Raw genomic sequence first — 17198 nt, forward strand, 5'->3', positions numbered from 1 at the left:
TCATTGCACCTGTAAATCGTTTAAAATATCAACCAACCCATCAATTGAAGAGAACCTTCTATCTTCAAAATGTATCTCATTAAGCACTACATTGAAGCTTGATTCACAGAACTCTATTAACATCAGCACGTCAAATGAATCAATATAACCGGATTCAAAATAATTTAACGTTGTATCAATATTTTCCATCTGGCTTTTGGAAACAAACCACTGCACTAGCTTTTCTTTTACTAGCATTTCATTACTCTTACTCAATTGCAAAACACCTAACTGGAGCCCCATCGCCACCTTTAATTTTTAAGGGTGCGACGATAAGCGTAAATTCTTCGCTCTCAATCGAACGAATATTAATTAAATATTCAACGATAACAACACCTGCACCAAGCAGTATTTTATGGTTAGGTGCATCCTTTTCTGCCCCTCTTCCATTTAAAGGGTTGTCAGGCTGGGGGGTATCTAGGGCGATAAGCTTACACCCATTATCTACCAGCCATTGACAAGCATCCTCAGAAAAAAAGGCATGGTCTGTGTAGTATTCATTAGTGTTTAATTTTAAATCCCAGTCAAACCTGGCAACAAGGCGAACCGGACACTGGGAACCTAAAGCTAATGTCAACTCATCTTTAGTAATTTCATGTTTATCTGCAAGATTCGAAAAGTCAATAACCCGTGCAGGCCCATTTAATTGAGCTAATGGTATATTTTCAATTGTTTCACCATCAGCAATAAAGTGCCTTGGGGCATCTATGTGAGTTCCAGTGTGTGTACCTAATACAATTTTTCGCGTTTCTCTATTTTCAATTCCGTGTCGTCCTAACTGAGTTGATTCAAAAAAGGGGTGCCAATGAGCTGCAAATGTTTGCATCCCCTCTTCAAGCAACATTGTTAAATCTGTTATTTTCATTTTAATACCTCGATGAGTTCTATTATTACCCCTGAGGGAGTTTTAAATAGGAGTATATCCATCTTCTGTTCATTAACTTCAAGAGTAAATATCTCAGAAATCCAAATTACTTTATTTTTTAGTTTACTCTTAAACAGAGCTAAATCTTTTACTATAAATGCAATTGATGTAAAGCCTTGTAGATCCAGTTTTTGTTCTACAAGATCTTGTTCCGTTGAAACAAAAGAGATATCGAGGTTCCATGTTTTTACAGGTCTAGATAACCTTAGGCAATTTCCACTTTCTTTGAAACCTAGCCCACACCAAAAATCAATTTCCTTTGCAAAACAACCTGATGGTATCAAAATAGTCATCATTGAGTCACTGTAAAATAAACGATTTTGTACATTCATGTTTTTACTATGGTGATTAATAATCTCAATGTCATATGAATCACTTCGTTTAAGTAATTTAATATCATGTTTCGCAGAATAGGAAGCAAGTAAATCCTTTTTTGAATAGTTATTCTCTAACTCTTTTTCATCAAATACCGATTCATATCCTAACTCTTTAAATTTAGAGATATCTCGCTCAACAAAAGCTGAATTCCAAGTAAGATGGGAGAATCCAATAATCATATTAAGTACTTTTCGATTAGCTTTGCTTTCATTACTTTTCCCGTGACTGAAGTAGGAAAGCTTTTCAAAACAATTATTTTTTCAGGAAGAAACTCTGAAGGTAACAAGGTACCCAACCACGCCTTTATAGATTTAATATTTAAATCATGCTCTGATAAAAGAAATAATATTGGCACTTCACCCCAAAAATCATGGGGCTTTGCAACTACTGCAGCATCCATAATACCAGCATACTTCAAACTAACATCCTCTATATACCTCGAACTTATATTAATTCCACCTTTAATAATAATATCTTTTTTACGTCCAGTTATGCTTAAAACCCCTGATGATGACTTTCCAATATCACCTGTAGCAGGGCACTCTGAGTCAGCGTTTAAGTAGCCAAGCATCTCCCAAGGAGAATCAATTAGTATTTCGTTCGAATCAGAAAAAGTTACATTTACAAGATCCAGACACCGACCAACTCCGTCCAAATGCCCTTCACCGACTTTCGCACAAGATATAAACAACTGCTCACTTGTGCCATAACTTTCTAAAACTTCATGTGCAAATTTATGCTCAAACTCTTTTTTTGTATTTTGCATAAGAGGCGCAGTACCGATAAATATCTTTGCTGCGCAATCACTTACCCAGCCTATAGTATCTCTATCGGTTGTCATTTTAGATGAAAGGGCTAACATTGAAGGGCTTAGCCAAATAGCATTTGCTCTATATTTAGCAAAATTCTTAAAGATAGTTGCGGCATTACTAGCCGAGAAGGTTGTACTTAAAATGACACATCCACCAGCTATTAATGGACATAAAAAAGTGTTAAGAATACCAGCCATGTAAAAACAAGGCATTACATGCAACATCTTAACTTCACAACCGATTTCATTATGTTTGTTAAACGCTTCAGCGCAAACAAGTAAGCTTTTTAAGTCGTGGCATACCGCTTTTGGTGTACCTGTAGTCCCTGAAGTAAAGGTAATAACCTGAGCATTATTCGAACTATCCTTATAGATAAAGCTATTCGTTTTTTTTTCGGGTATGTATTCTTCAAATTCGCCAACATTGTTAATTACTTTGTCAGGGTTAAAGATGTCCAGCAATGTGCATTTATAACATTCATTGTAGTTAGCTGATAATGGTAAGACCTTTGCACCTAATGTGAACAATGAAACAAGAATTACAAAAAACTCCAATTTATCTTCGAGCTCTAGAGCTACTTTATCACCTTGACTTACACCAGCTTTAGTTAACTGATTCATATAAAACATTACCTGACTCTCAAAATTTAAATAAGTAATCTTTTGAGTACCTTGTATTATTGCAAAAGAGTGTTGTTCTGCTGACTTAAATAGTTCTTTTATCATAGAATTACTTGCTCATTCACATGGTAATTTTTATAACTCGGCTTCCAATACCCTTTTGCCTTTTGTATTTTTAACAGCTCAATTGCATGCCTTTCAACCATTTCTTCAGGTGCATTGCAAGTATCTTCTTTACAAACAGAAATAATTAAATGCCTTGGATCAACTTTATATTTTTGTGACATTTCAAAAATTATAGGCATATAACTAGAATGGAATAATGACATCCCTGATATAGTGTCAATAGATGAAAGACCATTTTTATTAATCAAAGGTTTTATGAGTTCTTCACCTAAATCCATTACTTGTATTGGATCTATTTTTCCCTCCAATCCCATACGAGCCAAGCACCCTATAATTTGTTCTGTACTTGTATTACCGGCACTACGTCCAAATCCTTGCAGCGACGAATCAATAATTTCAGCACCAGCATTGATAGCGGCAAGAGCGTTTCCCACACCTAACCCCAAATTATTATGCCCATGAAATCCAACTGTTAGACTAGGGCATTCAGCAAGTATTGCTTGAACATACTCCGTTACTTCTTGTGGTAGCATTCCGCCTGCTGAGTCCACTACATAAACAGCATCAGCCCCAATTTCGAAAGCAGCCTTTGCAGCCTTAGCCAGCTTGCTAGGCGAAACAGTATACGACTTCATGAAATTGACGTATGTGAGCATACTTTTATTTTTCGCAGAGCTTATAAATTTTTCACACTTTTTAAAATCAGATATTGTAGAACCTAAGCGAACAAAATCCATTCCATGGTACTCAGCTAACGTAAGGTGTTCTAAATTTGCAATCCCCGGAATTGCAAACATCCCCCAATTACCTTTTTTTACACTCTCAGACGCTGCTTTCATATAGACTTCATCAGTCTCAAGAGCAACTCCTATACCTCTTTCTGAAGCACCTAGACCGACACCATGACCAACTTCTATTAACTCAAATCCACAGTAATCTAGTGCACTACAAATACCAACTGTATCATTTTTAGAAAACTGAAAGTCAATTTCATAACTTCCATCTCTTAAAGTGCATTCTAGTATTTTTGGATACTTCATCACTAATACCTTTTAATAATTGGAGCACTACTTAAAAGTGCGCTTATTTTGCCTCTACTCGAAGACCAGTCGATGAACATTGCCATACTTAAAGTTTTTACTAGCTTTCAAGTATAAAGCAAAATACAAGCCACTATTAATAACCTTGGCAGCTAGATATTCCTATAAATATTGTAAACCGTATTTATGAAATGTTATCTTAAGTGTTAAACATTATACCTAACCCTATATAAAGGTAATAATACTACAATGAAGTATGATAGAGATAAATCATGGAATAGCATATATGCTGAAAACACAGAAATAGCCTACCCACCAGAAGCAGTTATTAGAATTTTTTTAGGGCAATTTCCAAAGTTAGAGTTTCTAGATAAAAATTTTCAAGGTAAGAAAATTTTAGATGTAGGTTTTGGTGATGGCCGTAATTTCCCTCTTTTTAATAGACTTGGTTTATTGAGTAGTGGGGTAGAAATCACAAAAGATATCGTAAATAATGCCTCTGAAAGAAAGGAGTTTAAAGGCCAAGAATTAGACTTACGAATAGGTAGCTGCGAAGAAATCCCATTCGAAGCGAATATGTTTGATTATTTAATATCTTGGAATAGTAGTTATTATATGAGTTCTGAAAGTTTTGATTATCAAAAACATATTGATGAATTCGTAAGAGTAACAAAGCCAAAAGGCTATCTAATCGTATCTGTTCCAACTGCTTCAGCTTTTATTTACGAATCGTGTGAAGAGCTCGAAAAAGGGTATGTGAGAATTAAAAATGATTACTTCGGAGTTCGCAATGGTCAAGTCATGCGTCGCTTTGAAGATAAAGATGATTTTTTGAGCTGCTTTTCAAATATTTCACAATATTGTGAATGCGCAGAAATAAAAATGGATTGGTTCGGATTAGCTTACAATTGGTATGTTGCTGTAATTAAATTAAACTAACAAAAGAGCGCATTTATGCGCTCCTTCTACCCTATTTAGTCTTGAACTTTGATTAAACCAGCTTTTTCGAGAGATTCAACTAAAGGTAAAAGCTCAAAAATATTAGCTCGAATCTTATCAGCAAGCTCTAATAAATCACTACCTCCATCTGCATAAGCTAGTAAATTAGTGAGCATTTTTACTTGAGTATAATCTTGCTGCATATTGCTCGTATTAGGATACAATCCTCTTTTACCAAGTTGCGGCTCACATAAATTAGTTGCTTTATATACTTTATTTTTTTCTAATAATTGAATAGCGCCAACAATTACATCTGCAGCACCTCTTAATCCAGCAGGTGTAATTAATGTAAGATCATCTAATGATGTATGATATTCGGGATATTCCCCGTATTTGCTCCGCATAATTGAACATACAGGTAAATCAACACCAGGAGCGCAAAATTGACGCTCATCACTACCGCGCTCAAGAAAAGAATACTGTTTAAAACTACCAACTAAATTCTTTAAAGCACTTAGTGCTGCTCTGTCGGCTAAAGTACGAGAGTTGCGTGAACTTAGGTAAGAGTACTCTCTTTCATCACCGACACATGTGACAATGAATCCAGCTTTCAGATGCTTTTTCAAACGTTTTAAATGTTTTGAAATATAAACTATTGATCCTATGGTTTCTGGTAAAAATAAAACTCTGTAAGTATATCTACGGTCAGTCATTAATTTAAGTTGCTCAATTAATGCCATACAAACAACTGGTCCAGATAATTCATTATTAGCTAAAGAAGGATGGCATATGTATGTAGAAAGCAAAATTTCATTTTCTGTTTCTCCAGGTAAAACAAACTCTCCATACGTTAAATGCCCATTGAATAAATTTGTATCTATAACAACTTGGTAACTACCTTCAGTCAAAGATAAACGTTGAGAGTGGCTAAGACAAAATCCCCAATTACGCTCATAGTATGATGTAACATATGGTATTGCGTCAGGCATATCCTCTATACTGTAAAGGTGGGCTTGTAATTCTTTTAAAGAAAGTGTCTTATTAACAGGCTCTGAGTAACCCATTAGATGTAGGTTATTAACTTTAAAATCGCATATTTTATTACCATTAGGATCAATTATGTATGCGTTATTTACTTTCCACTCTTGCGGTACCTTCCAGTCAAAAGCGATAGTATTTGAAGGAACCTCATGTGCAACCAGTTCCGGTACAAACTGTTTGATATATCTCAATGTTTCTCTTACACCATCACCTGTAAGGCTTCGATTGATTGGAAATAGCTCCTTTGCCCACCCATACATTCTATTTCCATCGATTGCTTCGTTCATTTTTAACCTTATTTTACTTTACTTTGTATAGAAAGCGTTACCTGCATAAAACACATGCTAGATTATTCATTAACTTAGGAGTGTACAATAAGAAAAAGAGCACCGCACACCATTAAATTGTCACTATTTAATGGGAGGCAAATCAAGTTTTAAAGCCAAAATTAAAAATAACATAGAACTTTATTAACTACAGTTCAATTTATTAGCGGTTTTAATCAATCCCTAGAAAGATTATACTTTTTCATTTTTTCGACCAGTGTGGTTCGCCTTACGCCTAGTACTTCAGCAGCACGGGCAACAACGTAATCAAAGCGCTCTAATGCCTGGGTGATTAAGTTAATTTCAAGCTCAGCTAAGTACTCCTTAAGCTCAATACCTTCATCGGGCAATAAACCGGGTGCCGCTTGAGCAAAATCATCTTCGAGGTCTATTTCGTCTTCGCTGAATCCGCCACTAAAAATATCATTAAACGCATCACGCTCCATCAGTTCTTCTGGGTACTGTGGCTCATAGGCTTCAACTTCAATGTAGCGGTATTTATTAGGTAAATCAGGAACATCAACCACCTTGTCTGGGAACATAATAACCATACGCTCAACTAAGTTAGCGAGCTCACGAATATTACCTGGCCAAGAATGCTCTTTTAAACTATCAATAGCACGCTCTGTAAACTTAGCCGTAGTGCCGCTTTGTTCATTTACACGGCGCATTAGCTCTTTAAGTAGCAAAGGGATGTCTTCTGCACGTTGAGCAAGTGATGGACTCTCAATAGGAAAAACATTTAAGCGATAGTATAAGTCTTCTCGGAATGAGCCTTTTTCAATCATGCTTTCAAGATCACGGTGGGTTGCAGCAATAACACGTACATCGGCTTGAATCGCTTTGGTACCGCCAACGCGCTCATAGCTACGCTCTTGTAGTACTCGCAGTAACTTGACCTGCATTTGCAGCGGCATATCCCCTATTTCATCTAAAAATAGCGTGCCACCTTGCGCCAATTCAAACCGGCCTTTACGTGCTGAAATAGCCCCGGTAAATGCACCTTTTTCATGGCCAAATAGTTCACTTTCTAGTAGCTCCGCAGGAATTGCCCCACAGTTTACTGGTACAAATGGGCCTTTGTTACGCTTAGAAAGCAGATGCACATTACGAGCAACTACTTCTTTACCCGTGCCCGACTCACCTAAAATAAGCACGTTGGCATCGGTTTTAGCAACTTGAGTAATTAAAAAGCGTAAATCTTTTACAGCTTTGGTTTCACCTACAAGGCCATCAAAGGTGCTTTTTTCTTTATTATGTTGATGCTCATGAGGCAGCATACGCTGATATTGCTGACAATCATGGAGTAACTGAGTGGTAACTTCATGAGTAAATGGCTCACAAATTAGTCCAACAACATTGGCGAGACTCAGTAGCGGTTTGAGCGTTTCACCAATCAGTAAAAAAGGAAATGTTGGATAGCGTTTAATTAAACTTTCATGATCTAAAGATTGCAGCGCCCCTAACACCACAATACATTCTTTGTTTTGATAGTGACTACATGCCTGCTCAAAGTCAGCTTCTGTTTGCAACTGTACCGCCTCACCAATAAAAGTAAGCGATGCATATAATCCAATAGAGCGATTATTATTATTATCTAAAATTAAGATCATTTTTTAGCGAGCCATTTATTTCACTAATTTGTTTTATTAATCAAATTGTAAGCCAGTTGGATTTGGATGCAAGTAATAGCGGCGATTTTTTGACATTAACGCCAAAAAACAGACACACCGCCTGAAAAGTCAATACTTTATAACTAATAACTCTTTAACTATTTATAACGGACTACCCACTTAGGATGAATTACCTAACACATTTTTGCCACCAGTAATGATACGATTTCACACAGAAGAAACTCATAAAAACTGCTATTATTACTTAAAGGTGTGACTGTTTTGGCCGATAAGTAATAGTCAAACTTATGTTGGAACTAAACTTGCTTAAGGTTCTACACATGTAATTAAAATTTAAGGAATTACCTATGGCGCACGCATCAATCAATAAATACCGTCAAATTACAGTTAGCAGCGTTAAAGAAATGACGCCTTATGATCAAGTCAAACTCGTGTTTGTTAATATTGTTGGTAAGTTATCAGCTGCTAAAGGGTTTATTGAACGTAAAGAGTTAGAAAAAAAAGGCAACGCAATCTCTGATTGTATTGTGCTACTTGGTGCTTTGCAGCAAGTATTAAATTTTGAACATAATAATGAAGTATCAACTAACTTAGACTCTTTATATGATTATTGTCAGCGATGCTTACTAACCGCAAACCTCGAGAACGATATAGAAAAAATTGATGAAGTAATTACCTTGATTAAGGAAATAAAATCAGGTTGGGAAGCAATTCCATTTGAACAAAGAGAACCACAACTATAATGTCTTTAAAGCGGGTTACAAGCTCACAAGTTAAAGATAGTGAGACTAGAGCATATTGCAATGATCTAGTAAGTTTGATTGCTGACTCAGAAGATTGGGATATTGAGCAAGCGCTGAATATTCATAATAAACTTGATATTCACATAAGTAGCTCACTTTCTAGAGAAAAAACTCATTATTCAGCTACTGAACTTGAGTTTTTAATTAACCTAATAGAACAGCTATCTGTTAAAATAGATAATCAAAAGCAACTATTAGCGGTTAAAATAGTTGGTAATCAAAAAAATAAAAAAGCTGTAAATAAGTATAAATCTAACTTTTAAAATAGATTTGGCAATATTAGGCTGGTTAGCTGTGGAGAAAATCACATGTTTGATGGAAAAGTAGTTTTAATAACAGGTGGAACAGGATCGTTCGGTAAAAAGTATGTAAAAACATTATTAGAACGGTACAGCCCCAAAAAAATTATTATCTTTTCTCGTGACGAGCTAAAGCAGTTTGAAATGCAGCAAGATTTTGATCAGCCTTGTATGCGCTACTTTATTGGCGATGTTCGAGATAAAGAACGACTAAATCGCGCAATGCGTGGCGTTGATTACGTTATCCATGCTGCAGCCCTTAAGCAGGTACCTGCCGCTGAATACAACCCAATGGAATGTATAAAAACCAACATAAATGGCGCAGAAAACGTTATTAATGCAGCACTTGATAATAACGTTGAAAAAGTCATAGCTCTCTCTACGGATAAAGCAGCCAACCCGATTAATCTATACGGTGCCACTAAATTGGCTTCAGATAAATTATTTGTAGCGGCAAACAACATTGCTGGCGGCCATAAAACCACTTTTTCAGTGGTGCGCTACGGTAATGTAGTATGTTCGCGAGGCTCCGTTGTGCCTATTTTCCAAAAGTTTATTAATGAAGGTCGTGATCATATTCCTATCACTCATGATGAAATGACCCGTTTTTGGATAAGCCTTCAACAAGGCGTTGATTTTGTTTTAACAAATTTCGCGCGCATGTTGGGTGGTGAAATTTTCGTACCTAAGATTCCATCAATTCGCATTACGGACCTAGCAAAAGCAATGGCTCCTGAATTACCTATTAAAATTATTGGTATTCGCCCAGGCGAGAAACTTCATGAGGTTATGTGCCCTGCCGATCTGTGTTTTGAAACCTATGAATATAACGATCACTTTGTTATTGCACCAGGCATTAAATTTAGCAGTCGTAGTAATGACTTTACAGTAAATGCGCTTGATGAAAAGGGAAAAAAAGTTCAGCAAGGCTTTGAATATAACTCTTTAAACAACCCTCATTACATGACGATTGAAGAAATTGAAGCCTTCAACATTGAAGCATTAGTTTAAAAGTTATTACTCCATGATCCCTTACGGCAAACAAGCTATTTCTCAACAAGACATCGACGCAGTAGTTGATGTCTTAAAATCCGACTGGTTAACGCAAGGCCCTAAAGTCCCCGCTTTTGAGCAAGCCATTGCGAAATATTGTGGCAGCACCTATGCATGTGCAACAAACAGTGCCACATCGGCATTGCACATTGCATGTTTAGCGTTAAATGTAGGGAAAGACGATATTGTATGGACCTCCCCTATTTCGTTCGTTGCTTCTGCAAATTGTGCACTTTACTGTGGTGCTCAAATAGATTTTGTGGATATTGATGTAGCAACAGGGAATATGTGCACTGATGAGTTAGAAAAAAAACTTATTATTGCTAAAGAAAATAATCGTTTACCAAAGGTAGTCATCCCAGTTCACCTGGCAGGTCAGTCATGTGATATGCAGGCTATATATCAACTTGCAGTTGAATATGGCTTTAAGGTTATTGAAGATGCTTCACATGCTATTGGTGCAAAATATTTAGGCAGCCCAGTGGGCAGTTGTGAGTTTTCAGATATTTGCGTATTTAGCTTTCATCCAGTCAAGATAATCACCTCAGCTGAAGGAGGCATGGCGGTAACAAACAATAAACAACTTGCTAAAAGAATGGAGCGTTTACGTAGCCATGGAATTACAGCCAACCCGAGTGAAATGACCGAACCAAGTCATGGCCCTTGGTACTATCAGCAAATTGAACTCGGCTTTAATTATAGAATGACTGAGTTGCAAGCGGCATTAGGCCTTAGCCAGCTTTCAAAGCTCGATGAATTTGTTACAAAGCGCAACCAGCTGGCTAAAGTCTATTCTAGCAAATTAAAAGACTTGCCTATTAATCATTTAACTCAATCACAACAAAGCTACTCTAGTTACCATTTATATATTTTAACCTTGTCTGGTGACGCAGTTGTAAAACATGAGTCTCTTATCTGTAGTTTAAGAGAGCGAGGCATAACGAGTCATTTGCATTATATTCCAATTCATATACAACCTTATTATAAAGAGCTTGGCTTTAAGGCAAATGACTTTCCAAATGCAATAAAATATTACAGTTGCGCTCTCACTATACCTTTGCATCCTGAATTAACTAATTCAGAACAAAATTTCATAATAGAAACACTAGCCGAACAACTATGAAAATCGCTTTAGGAACCGCCCAATTTGGTTTAGATTATGGCATTAGTAATACTGTCGGACAGGTTAAAACTGATGAGGTTAAACGAATACTCAGCCTCGCACTAGACGCTGGTATAACAGTTGTTGATACGGCATCGGCTTATGGTAGTAGCGAGAGTAATATTGGTCAATCGGGTTTAAGCCAAGCTTTATCTATTGTTACTAAAGTATCAGGTGAAAATATTCACGCGCAGGTAGAAAAAAGCTTAAAAAATCTGAACTGTGAGTCAATTGATGCAGTGTTATTTCATAATTGTGAGTTGCTTTTAAGCAGTTCAGGGGAAGACTATTTTTCGCAGCTAGAGCAGTTAAAAGCCAAAGGCATAGTTAAGCGAATAGGTGTTTCTGTTTATAACCCTAAAGAGCTTGAATTACTTAGTGAAAGGTTTAATTTAGATCTGGTTCAAGCTCCTGTAAATTGGTTAGATCAACGTTTTATACAACCTGAAATCATCGATAAGCTAATAGAAAAAAATATAAAGCTTCACGCTCGCTCGATATTTTTACAAGGGCTTTTATTAGAGCCAATGATTCAAAATAACGCTTATTTTTCACAGTTTAATAATGAGTTTTCTCAGTATAATTGTGTTATTAATGAATTAGGCTGCAATCGGCTAACTTTCGCATTAGCAATTATTGCGCAAAAAGCCCCTCATATCGAAAATGCAATTATAGGGTGTTGCTCACAAGAACAGTTAACACAATTAATAGACAGCTACTGCGTCGCAAAAAAGCTTACACTCCCCTCGGATGACGTTTTAGCCTCTTTAGCTTCAAGTAATTTAGCATTAATCAATCCATCGCAATGGCTTGGTTAATTAAGCGCTAGGATTAAAAATATGATAAATGCTTTCATGCAAGCTAGGACAGGATCAACACGCTTACCTAATAAAGTTTTAAAGAATCTCCAAGGTTTACCTATGTTTATTCAACAAGCTAAGCGTGTACAACGAGCCAAGTTGGTAGACAACCTAGTTATTGTCACAAGTACTGATGAAAGTGACGACATTATTGAACAGTTATGCAATGAGAATAATTTATTATGCTTTAGAGGAAGTTTAAGCAATGTTCTCAGCCGGTACTTTCATGCTGAACTCAATTACCCTTGTGATGCTATCGTTAGAATAACAGCTGACTGCCCAGTGATTGACCCTGAGCTCATGGACTATGTCATTAATAGTCATTTAAAAAACAACAATGATTATACTTCAAACTGCTTAGTAGCCACATACCCTGATGGTCTCGATATTGAAGTTATTAGTAAGAAGGCCTTACACAACGCTTATAAATATGCAGAAAAGCCTTCTGAGTTAGAACACGTAACACCTTATATAACAAGTCACCCTGATAAGTATAAGTTACAGAATATCCAAAGTGAGCAAGACCTGTCTGCCTATAGATGGACTGTTGACGAACCCAAAGACTTTGAGTTGATTTCATCAATATATGAAAATTTATATGTAAAAAAGCCTAATTTTAATTATCAAGATATACTGGAATTGTTATCACATAAACCAGAGCTGAACTTATTAAACCCCCAAATTGCTCGAAATGAGGGAATGGTTAAATCATTAAAACAAGATAAAGAAGAAGGCTATGAATAATTACACTAATTCAGCGGAGTGGCTACATAGAGCTGAAAAAACCATTCCTCTAGGTTCCCAAACTTTTAGTAAGAGTAGAATTGCGTTCCCACAGAATGCAGCACCTTTATTTATTGAACGAGGTTTAGGTTCTAAAGTGTGGGATGCAGATAATAATGAGTATATTGACTTTGTGAATGGCTTACTTTCTGTTTCTTTAGGCTACTGTGATGCTGATGTGAATCAAGCTGTTATAGACCAGCTTAGCTCAGGGATCACTTTCTCCCTTCCTCATAGATTAGAAATGGAAGTCGCCGAAGAACTCACAAAGCTAATACCTTGCGCTGAAATGGTGCGTTTTGGTAAAAATGGCAGTGATGCAACATCTGCTGCTATTCGACTAGCAAGAGCTTATACAAAAAGAGAGCATGTTGCTGTCTGTGGTTATCATGGTTGGCAAGATTGGTATATTGGCTCAACAACCAGAAATTTAGGTGTCCCTGAATGTGTTAGAGCGCTTACCCATGCGTTTACATACAATGATCTTAGCTCATTAGAAAGGCTCTTTACTGAATACCCTGAACAGCTTGCAGCTGTAATTATGGAGCCAATGAATGTCTCCTTTCCAGAAACGGGATTTCTTCAAGGAGTACAAGCACTTTGTAAAAAACATGGCTCTGTACTAATTTTTGACGAAACAATTACCGGTTTTCGGTTCGATCTACATGGTGCTCAAGGCTTATTTAATATTACACCCGACCTAGCAACCTTTGGCAAAGGCATGGCAAACGGATTCCCTATCTCAGCTGTCGTAGGTAAACAAAAAATAATGTCATTGATGGAAGATATTTTCTTCTCCGGTACCTTTGCGGGCGAAACCATGTCTTTAATTGCTACAAAAACAACATTAAAAAAAATGCAGCAAGAAAGAGTACTGACACATATTCACACTTTAGGTGAAAAATTAATTTGTGAGCTTAATAAATTAATAGAAAAACACAAAGTAAAAGATTGGCTGAGCACTGCAGGTCATCCGTCATGGTCTTTTATTATTATTAAAGACACTCAAAAATACTCCTCATTAGAGCTAAAATCTTTATTTATTCAAGAGATGTGCTCTAGAGGTATTTTAATTGGTGGTAGTCATAACCTTAGCTATGCCCATACACATGATGATATAGAAAAATTACTTAATGCATACGATGAAGTTATTTTTATTTTAAAAAATACAATAGAAACACAAAATTTATATGATGTTTTTAAAGGACATCTTTTAGAGCCAGTTTTTAAAGTTAGATAAATGACAACTAATGTAAGACAACTCTTCTCTTAGTTAAATTTATCGAGGATAGTAAGTATGAAAGTAGCAGTAATTGTCGCCCATCCTGATGATGAGACACTCGGCTGTGGTGCCACAATCGCGAACCATATTGAAAAGTGTGATGAAGTATATATTTTAACACTTTCTAATGGGGTTAGTTCGCGCCTAGAATATACTGAAGCAGAGATTCAAACCCGGCAAGCAGCCTTTTTAAATGCCGCCCAACATTTAGGCGTTTCACCTAATAATCTAACATCATTAGATTTTCCTGATAATGAATTCGATACCATACCACTTTTAAAAATAGCGCAAGCCATCGAACTATTTTTATCTAAAAATATAATTGCACGCGTGTATACCCATTATCATAGCGATTTAAATGTTGATCATCGAAAAACTTATGAAGCTGTTTTAACAGCTTGCAGGCCGCAACCCATGCAATCAGTAAAGCAAATATTTTGCTTCGAAACACTATCAAGCACTGAATGGGCAAGTCATCGTTACGAGGCATTCAAACCGAACTATTTTGTCAATATCGAGCATGTATTTAGTAAAAAAATAAAAGCTCTTACAGCTTATAAAGATGAAATGAGAGAAGCACCACACACTCGAAGTCTTGAGAATATTCAAGCACTCGCTAAATTTAGAGGCATGTGTATAGGCACTCCACTTGCTGAAGCATTTTATATTGAACGCTTTATAGATTAGGCCTATTACGCTCGTTATAAAGTTGCGGTTTTAATACCTAATTTAGGATAGAAAATAAAATGATAACATTAAGGGAAGCCGAGCAAAGTGATTGTACTACTTTATACCAGTGGGCTAATGATCCTGTTATTCGCAGCTGCGCATTAAAAGACGCCCCAATTACCTTACAAAATCACTTAAATTGGTTTAATAAGCAACTAGCGTCTCTTAATAGTAAAATTTATATTGCATCTATTGACGACAAACCAATCGGACAAGTCAGATTTAATCAAACAGATCTTAATACATATGAAATAGACACGCATTTATCTCCTTGCAGTAGAGGCTATGGTTACGGTCGAAAAATGTTAAAACAAGCGCTAAAACTAATAGAAAAAAATAAAAATAGTACATTTATTGCGATTATTTTAATTGAAAATATAGCATCTATTAAATTATTCGAAGCCTGTAACTTTAAACGTGAAAAAGAAACAACAATAGAAAATAAAAAATGTTTCATTTACATCCGTAAAGAGGCTCTAGATGGTGAGCATTAATATAAATAAAAGTAATACCGAAACTCCGACTCGATTACTCAACATCGCTTTTAGAGTTGATGCTTCTTTAAATATTGGTTCAGGCCATGTGATGCGCTGCCTCACACTAGCGACAGCAATTAGAAAGGCTGCCAATGTTAATATCACTTTTTTCTGTCGCGATGCCGCCGGTAATAGTAATGAAAATATAATCCAATCTGGGTTTGAGCTTGTTAGAATGGCTCCTCCAAAAAATACCATCGACTTAAAAAACTACAGCTCATGGCTGGGTACTAGCATAGATGATGACTGTGAAGAGTTTCTAAAATTAACAGCGGGGAAAAATTACGATTTAATCGTAATAGATCATTATGCTATTGATAACCATTGGCATAATAAAGTAAAAAGCATAACCAAAAAAATTATGGTTATTGACGATCTAGCGAACCGAATACACAATTGTGACTTGTTATTAGATCAAACCTACCAATGCCCAACAGTTAAATACTCGCATCTGATAAATAACCATACAAAACTCCTACTTGGCTCAAGCTTTGCTTTATTAAGGCCTGAGTTTTTAGATTTTCAAAAAGCATCAATTGTAAAAAAAGAGCGCACCTTACTCATAATGTTTGGAGGAACAGATCCTGACAATTTGACTCTTCAAGTATTAGCGCGAGTAATCAAATTAAAATACTTTGAAAGAATTAATGTAATCCTAAATAAAACAGCAAAAAACGTGAAATCAGTGTTTAACTTTGCACAATGTCATAAAAAAGTCTTTTTACATATATCGCCGAGTAATATTGCGGAAATTATGTCAACGGCAACAATAGCGATTGGTGCAGCTGGAACAACATCATGGGAAAGATGCGCTTTAGGCCTTCCTGCTGTTGTTATTGTACAAGCAGACAATCAGCGAGAGATCGCTAACGCGCTTCAATTAGCTGAAGTGATCCGCTTTATTTCAATTGCAGAGATTGAAGACAAGTTAATTAAAGAAATTGAATTTTGGCAAAATAGGTTAAAATTAAGTAATGATGTTCATAAAAATTGTATTAATATTTGTGATGGCAAAGGCACTGTAAGAGTCACCAACGAAGTGCTAAAAGTCATAGAGTAGCAATTTACCTGAAGCTGAATAACTATTAATTTGACTATGAGATAGCGTCTCTAAAACCGATAAGCGATTGAATATGAACAATTACATTGTAGCTACAATTAAAGACTGGAATATTGCCCAATATAAAAAACGCACGCCAGCTTATAATGGAAATTGGCATTTAATTACTGACAAAAAAGAGCTCACTTATAATCACTTAAAACATCTAAACCCTAAATATATATTTTTTCCTCATTGGAGCTGGATTGTTCCCGAAGAAATAATTAACAACTTTAATTGCGTTTGCTTTCATATGACTGATTTGCCTTATGGACGGGGCGGAAGCCCAATGCAGAATTTAATTTCTCTTGGCCATACCACCACAAAGTTAAGTGCCCTAAAAATGGAAGAAAGTATAGATACAGGCCCTATTTATCTAAAAAGGGCTCTATCTTTGGAGGGCACAGCGCAACAAATATTTTTACGCTGTTCAGCTTTAACTTTTGATATGATTGAGTTTATTGTTAACGATAATCCTGAAGTAACACCTCAAGAAGGCCCTGTAACAGCATTTTCAAGACGCAATCCAAGCCAAAGTGTTATTGATACGAACTTAGAGCTGGATGATATCTTTGATCATATTCGCATGTTAGATGCCGATAGTTATCCAAAAGCATACATAAAACATGGAAAGTATAAGCTTGAGTTTACAAATGCCAAAAAAAGCAACGACGCTTTAACTGCCAATATAAAATTAACTTTACTTGAGTAA

19 protein-coding genes are annotated in these 17198 nt (G+C 36.1%); 12 read left to right on the plus strand and 7 right to left on the minus strand.

Annotated features, from left to right (window positions below; translation table 11 throughout):
• From FLM54_RS11360 to FLM54_RS11380, 5 genes are read right to left on the minus strand one after another with little or no spacing between them, the layout of a single operon-like run.
• Positions 1 to 255 (minus strand): hypothetical protein, encoded by a 255-nt coding sequence (locus FLM54_RS11360; RefSeq protein WP_178956415.1) that lies wholly within the window; start codon positions 253 to 255, stop codon positions 1 to 3.
• Complete coding sequence (locus tag FLM54_RS11365) at positions 248 to 904, minus strand: cyclase family protein (RefSeq protein ID WP_178956416.1); 657 nt, start codon at positions 902 to 904, stop codon at positions 248 to 250. The genes FLM54_RS11360 and FLM54_RS11365 overlap by 8 nt, the downstream gene beginning before the upstream one ends.
• Entirely contained in the window at positions 901 to 1521 is a 621-nt protein-coding gene (locus FLM54_RS11370) for a hypothetical protein (protein WP_138605294.1), read from the minus strand. Before FLM54_RS11370 ends, FLM54_RS11365 begins: the two co-directional genes overlap by 4 nt.
• Positions 1518 to 2879, minus strand: a complete 1362-nt coding sequence (locus FLM54_RS11375; RefSeq protein ID WP_178956417.1) for a class I adenylate-forming enzyme family protein — start codon at positions 2877 to 2879, stop codon at positions 1518 to 1520. Before FLM54_RS11375 ends, FLM54_RS11370 begins: the two co-directional genes overlap by 4 nt.
• On the minus strand, positions 2876 to 3940 hold the full coding sequence (locus tag FLM54_RS11380; protein WP_178956418.1) for a 4-hydroxy-2-oxovalerate aldolase: 1065 nt from the start codon (positions 3938 to 3940) through the stop codon (positions 2876 to 2878). Before FLM54_RS11380 ends, FLM54_RS11375 begins: the two co-directional genes overlap by 4 nt.
• A gap of 249 nt (positions 3941 to 4189) precedes the next feature.
• Here FLM54_RS11380 and FLM54_RS11385 point away from each other — a divergent pair, with 249 nt between their 5' ends.
• On the plus strand, positions 4190 to 4879 hold the full coding sequence (locus tag FLM54_RS11385; RefSeq protein WP_138570510.1) for a class I SAM-dependent methyltransferase: 690 nt from the start codon (positions 4190 to 4192) through the stop codon (positions 4877 to 4879).
• 35 nt (positions 4880 to 4914) lie between these two features.
• Here the strand turns inward: FLM54_RS11385 and FLM54_RS11390 are convergent, their stop codons facing one another.
• Together FLM54_RS11390 and FLM54_RS11395 are read right to left on the minus strand one after the other, a co-directional pair.
• The gene (locus FLM54_RS11390) at positions 4915 to 6207 is read right to left on the minus strand and encodes a DUF4910 domain-containing protein (protein WP_212751290.1); all 1293 of its coding nucleotides are present in this window, start codon (positions 6205 to 6207) and stop codon (positions 4915 to 4917) included.
• Positions 6208 to 6422: 215 nt separating this feature from the next.
• Positions 6423 to 7859 (minus strand): sigma-54 dependent transcriptional regulator, encoded by a 1437-nt coding sequence (locus tag FLM54_RS11395; RefSeq protein ID WP_010387896.1) that lies wholly within the window; start codon positions 7857 to 7859, stop codon positions 6423 to 6425.
• 368 nt (positions 7860 to 8227) lie between these two features.
• Between FLM54_RS11395 and fliS the strand changes: the two genes are divergently transcribed.
• From fliS to FLM54_RS11450, 11 genes are all read left to right on the plus strand, one after another.
• Positions 8228 to 8623: a flagellar export chaperone FliS gene (fliS, locus tag FLM54_RS11400; RefSeq protein WP_109874274.1), complete on the plus strand. Its 396-nt coding sequence runs from the start codon at positions 8228 to 8230 to the stop codon at positions 8621 to 8623.
• Complete coding sequence (locus FLM54_RS11405; protein WP_178956419.1) at positions 8623 to 8946, plus strand: hypothetical protein; 324 nt, start codon at positions 8623 to 8625, stop codon at positions 8944 to 8946. The genes fliS and FLM54_RS11405 overlap by 1 nt, the downstream gene beginning before the upstream one ends.
• A 45-nt stretch (positions 8947 to 8991) precedes the next feature.
• Positions 8992 to 9993 carry a UDP-N-acetylglucosamine 4,6-dehydratase (inverting) gene (gene pseB / locus FLM54_RS11410; protein WP_138605289.1) on the plus strand — a complete coding sequence of 334 codons (1002 nt, stop codon included), beginning with the start codon at positions 8992 to 8994 and terminating at the stop codon, positions 9991 to 9993.
• Positions 9994 to 10006: 13 nt separating this feature from the next.
• Positions 10007 to 11158, plus strand: coding sequence for a UDP-4-amino-4,6-dideoxy-N-acetyl-beta-L-altrosamine transaminase (pseC, locus tag FLM54_RS11415; protein WP_178956420.1), 1152 nt, complete (start codon positions 10007 to 10009; stop codon positions 11156 to 11158).
• Positions 11155 to 12015, plus strand: coding sequence for an aldo/keto reductase (locus FLM54_RS11420; RefSeq protein ID WP_138605287.1), 861 nt, complete (start codon positions 11155 to 11157; stop codon positions 12013 to 12015). The genes pseC and FLM54_RS11420 overlap by 4 nt, the downstream gene beginning before the upstream one ends.
• Before the next feature lie 21 nt (positions 12016 to 12036).
• Positions 12037 to 12801 carry a cytidylyltransferase domain-containing protein gene (locus FLM54_RS11425; RefSeq protein ID WP_178956421.1) on the plus strand — a complete coding sequence of 255 codons (765 nt, stop codon included), beginning with the start codon at positions 12037 to 12039 and terminating at the stop codon, positions 12799 to 12801.
• Positions 12794 to 14080 carry an aminotransferase class III-fold pyridoxal phosphate-dependent enzyme gene (locus FLM54_RS11430; protein ID WP_178956422.1) on the plus strand — a complete coding sequence of 429 codons (1287 nt, stop codon included), beginning with the start codon at positions 12794 to 12796 and terminating at the stop codon, positions 14078 to 14080. The genes FLM54_RS11425 and FLM54_RS11430 overlap by 8 nt, the downstream gene beginning before the upstream one ends.
• 57 nt (positions 14081 to 14137) lie before the next feature.
• Entirely contained in the window at positions 14138 to 14809 is a 672-nt protein-coding gene (locus tag FLM54_RS11435; protein ID WP_138570517.1) for a PIG-L deacetylase family protein, read from the plus strand.
• 59 nt (positions 14810 to 14868) lie between these two features.
• A complete protein-coding gene (locus FLM54_RS11440) occupies positions 14869 to 15345 on the plus strand; it encodes a GNAT family N-acetyltransferase (RefSeq protein WP_138605284.1) in 477 nt (158 codons plus the stop codon).
• Positions 15332 to 16447: a UDP-2,4-diacetamido-2,4,6-trideoxy-beta-L-altropyranose hydrolase gene (gene pseG, locus FLM54_RS11445; RefSeq protein WP_178956423.1), complete on the plus strand. Its 1116-nt coding sequence runs from the start codon at positions 15332 to 15334 to the stop codon at positions 16445 to 16447. Before FLM54_RS11440 ends, pseG begins: the two co-directional genes overlap by 14 nt.
• Positions 16448 to 16520: 73 nt before the next feature.
• Positions 16521 to 17198, plus strand: coding sequence for a methionyl-tRNA formyltransferase (locus tag FLM54_RS11450; RefSeq protein ID WP_138605282.1), 678 nt, complete (start codon positions 16521 to 16523; stop codon positions 17196 to 17198).

The organism is Pseudoalteromonas sp. Scap25, assembly GCF_013394125.1.
Lineage (GTDB): Bacteria > Pseudomonadota > Gammaproteobacteria > Enterobacterales > Alteromonadaceae > Pseudoalteromonas.

Excerpts from the sequence above, each read along its gene's own strand:
- FLM54_RS11365 (WP_178956416.1), bottom strand. The coding sequence starts at position 904 with ATGAAAATAACAGATTTAACAATGTTGCTTGAAGAGGGGATGCAAACA.
- FLM54_RS11370 (WP_138605294.1), bottom strand. The coding sequence starts at position 1,521 with ATGATTATTGGATTCTCCCATCTTACTTGGAATTCAGCTTTTGTTGAG.
- FLM54_RS11375 (WP_178956417.1), bottom strand. The coding sequence starts at position 2,879 with ATGATAAAAGAACTATTTAAGTCAGCAGAACAACACTCTTTTGCAATA.
- FLM54_RS11380 (WP_178956418.1), bottom strand. The coding sequence starts at position 3,940 with ATGAAGTATCCAAAAATACTAGAATGCACTTTAAGAGATGGAAGTTAT.
- FLM54_RS11385 (WP_138570510.1), top strand. The coding sequence starts at position 4,190 with ATGAAGTATGATAGAGATAAATCATGGAATAGCATATATGCTGAAAAC.
- FLM54_RS11390 (WP_212751290.1), bottom strand. The coding sequence starts at position 6,207 with ATGAACGAAGCAATCGATGGAAATAGAATGTATGGGTGGGCAAAGGAG.
- FLM54_RS11395 (WP_010387896.1), bottom strand. The coding sequence starts at position 7,859 with ATGATCTTAATTTTAGATAATAATAATAATCGCTCTATTGGATTATAT.
- fliS (WP_109874274.1), top strand. The coding sequence starts at position 8,228 with ATGGCGCACGCATCAATCAATAAATACCGTCAAATTACAGTTAGCAGC.
- FLM54_RS11405 (WP_178956419.1), top strand. The coding sequence starts at position 8,623 with ATGTCTTTAAAGCGGGTTACAAGCTCACAAGTTAAAGATAGTGAGACT.
- pseB (WP_138605289.1), top strand. The coding sequence starts at position 8,992 with ATGTTTGATGGAAAAGTAGTTTTAATAACAGGTGGAACAGGATCGTTC.
- pseC (WP_178956420.1), top strand. The coding sequence starts at position 10,007 with ATGATCCCTTACGGCAAACAAGCTATTTCTCAACAAGACATCGACGCA.
- FLM54_RS11420 (WP_138605287.1), top strand. The coding sequence starts at position 11,155 with ATGAAAATCGCTTTAGGAACCGCCCAATTTGGTTTAGATTATGGCATT.
- FLM54_RS11425 (WP_178956421.1), top strand. The coding sequence starts at position 12,037 with ATGATAAATGCTTTCATGCAAGCTAGGACAGGATCAACACGCTTACCT.
- FLM54_RS11430 (WP_178956422.1), top strand. The coding sequence starts at position 12,794 with ATGAATAATTACACTAATTCAGCGGAGTGGCTACATAGAGCTGAAAAA.
- FLM54_RS11435 (WP_138570517.1), top strand. The coding sequence starts at position 14,138 with ATGAAAGTAGCAGTAATTGTCGCCCATCCTGATGATGAGACACTCGGC.
- FLM54_RS11440 (WP_138605284.1), top strand. The coding sequence starts at position 14,869 with ATGATAACATTAAGGGAAGCCGAGCAAAGTGATTGTACTACTTTATAC.
- pseG (WP_178956423.1), top strand. The coding sequence starts at position 15,332 with ATGGTGAGCATTAATATAAATAAAAGTAATACCGAAACTCCGACTCGA.
- FLM54_RS11450 (WP_138605282.1), top strand. The coding sequence starts at position 16,521 with ATGAACAATTACATTGTAGCTACAATTAAAGACTGGAATATTGCCCAA.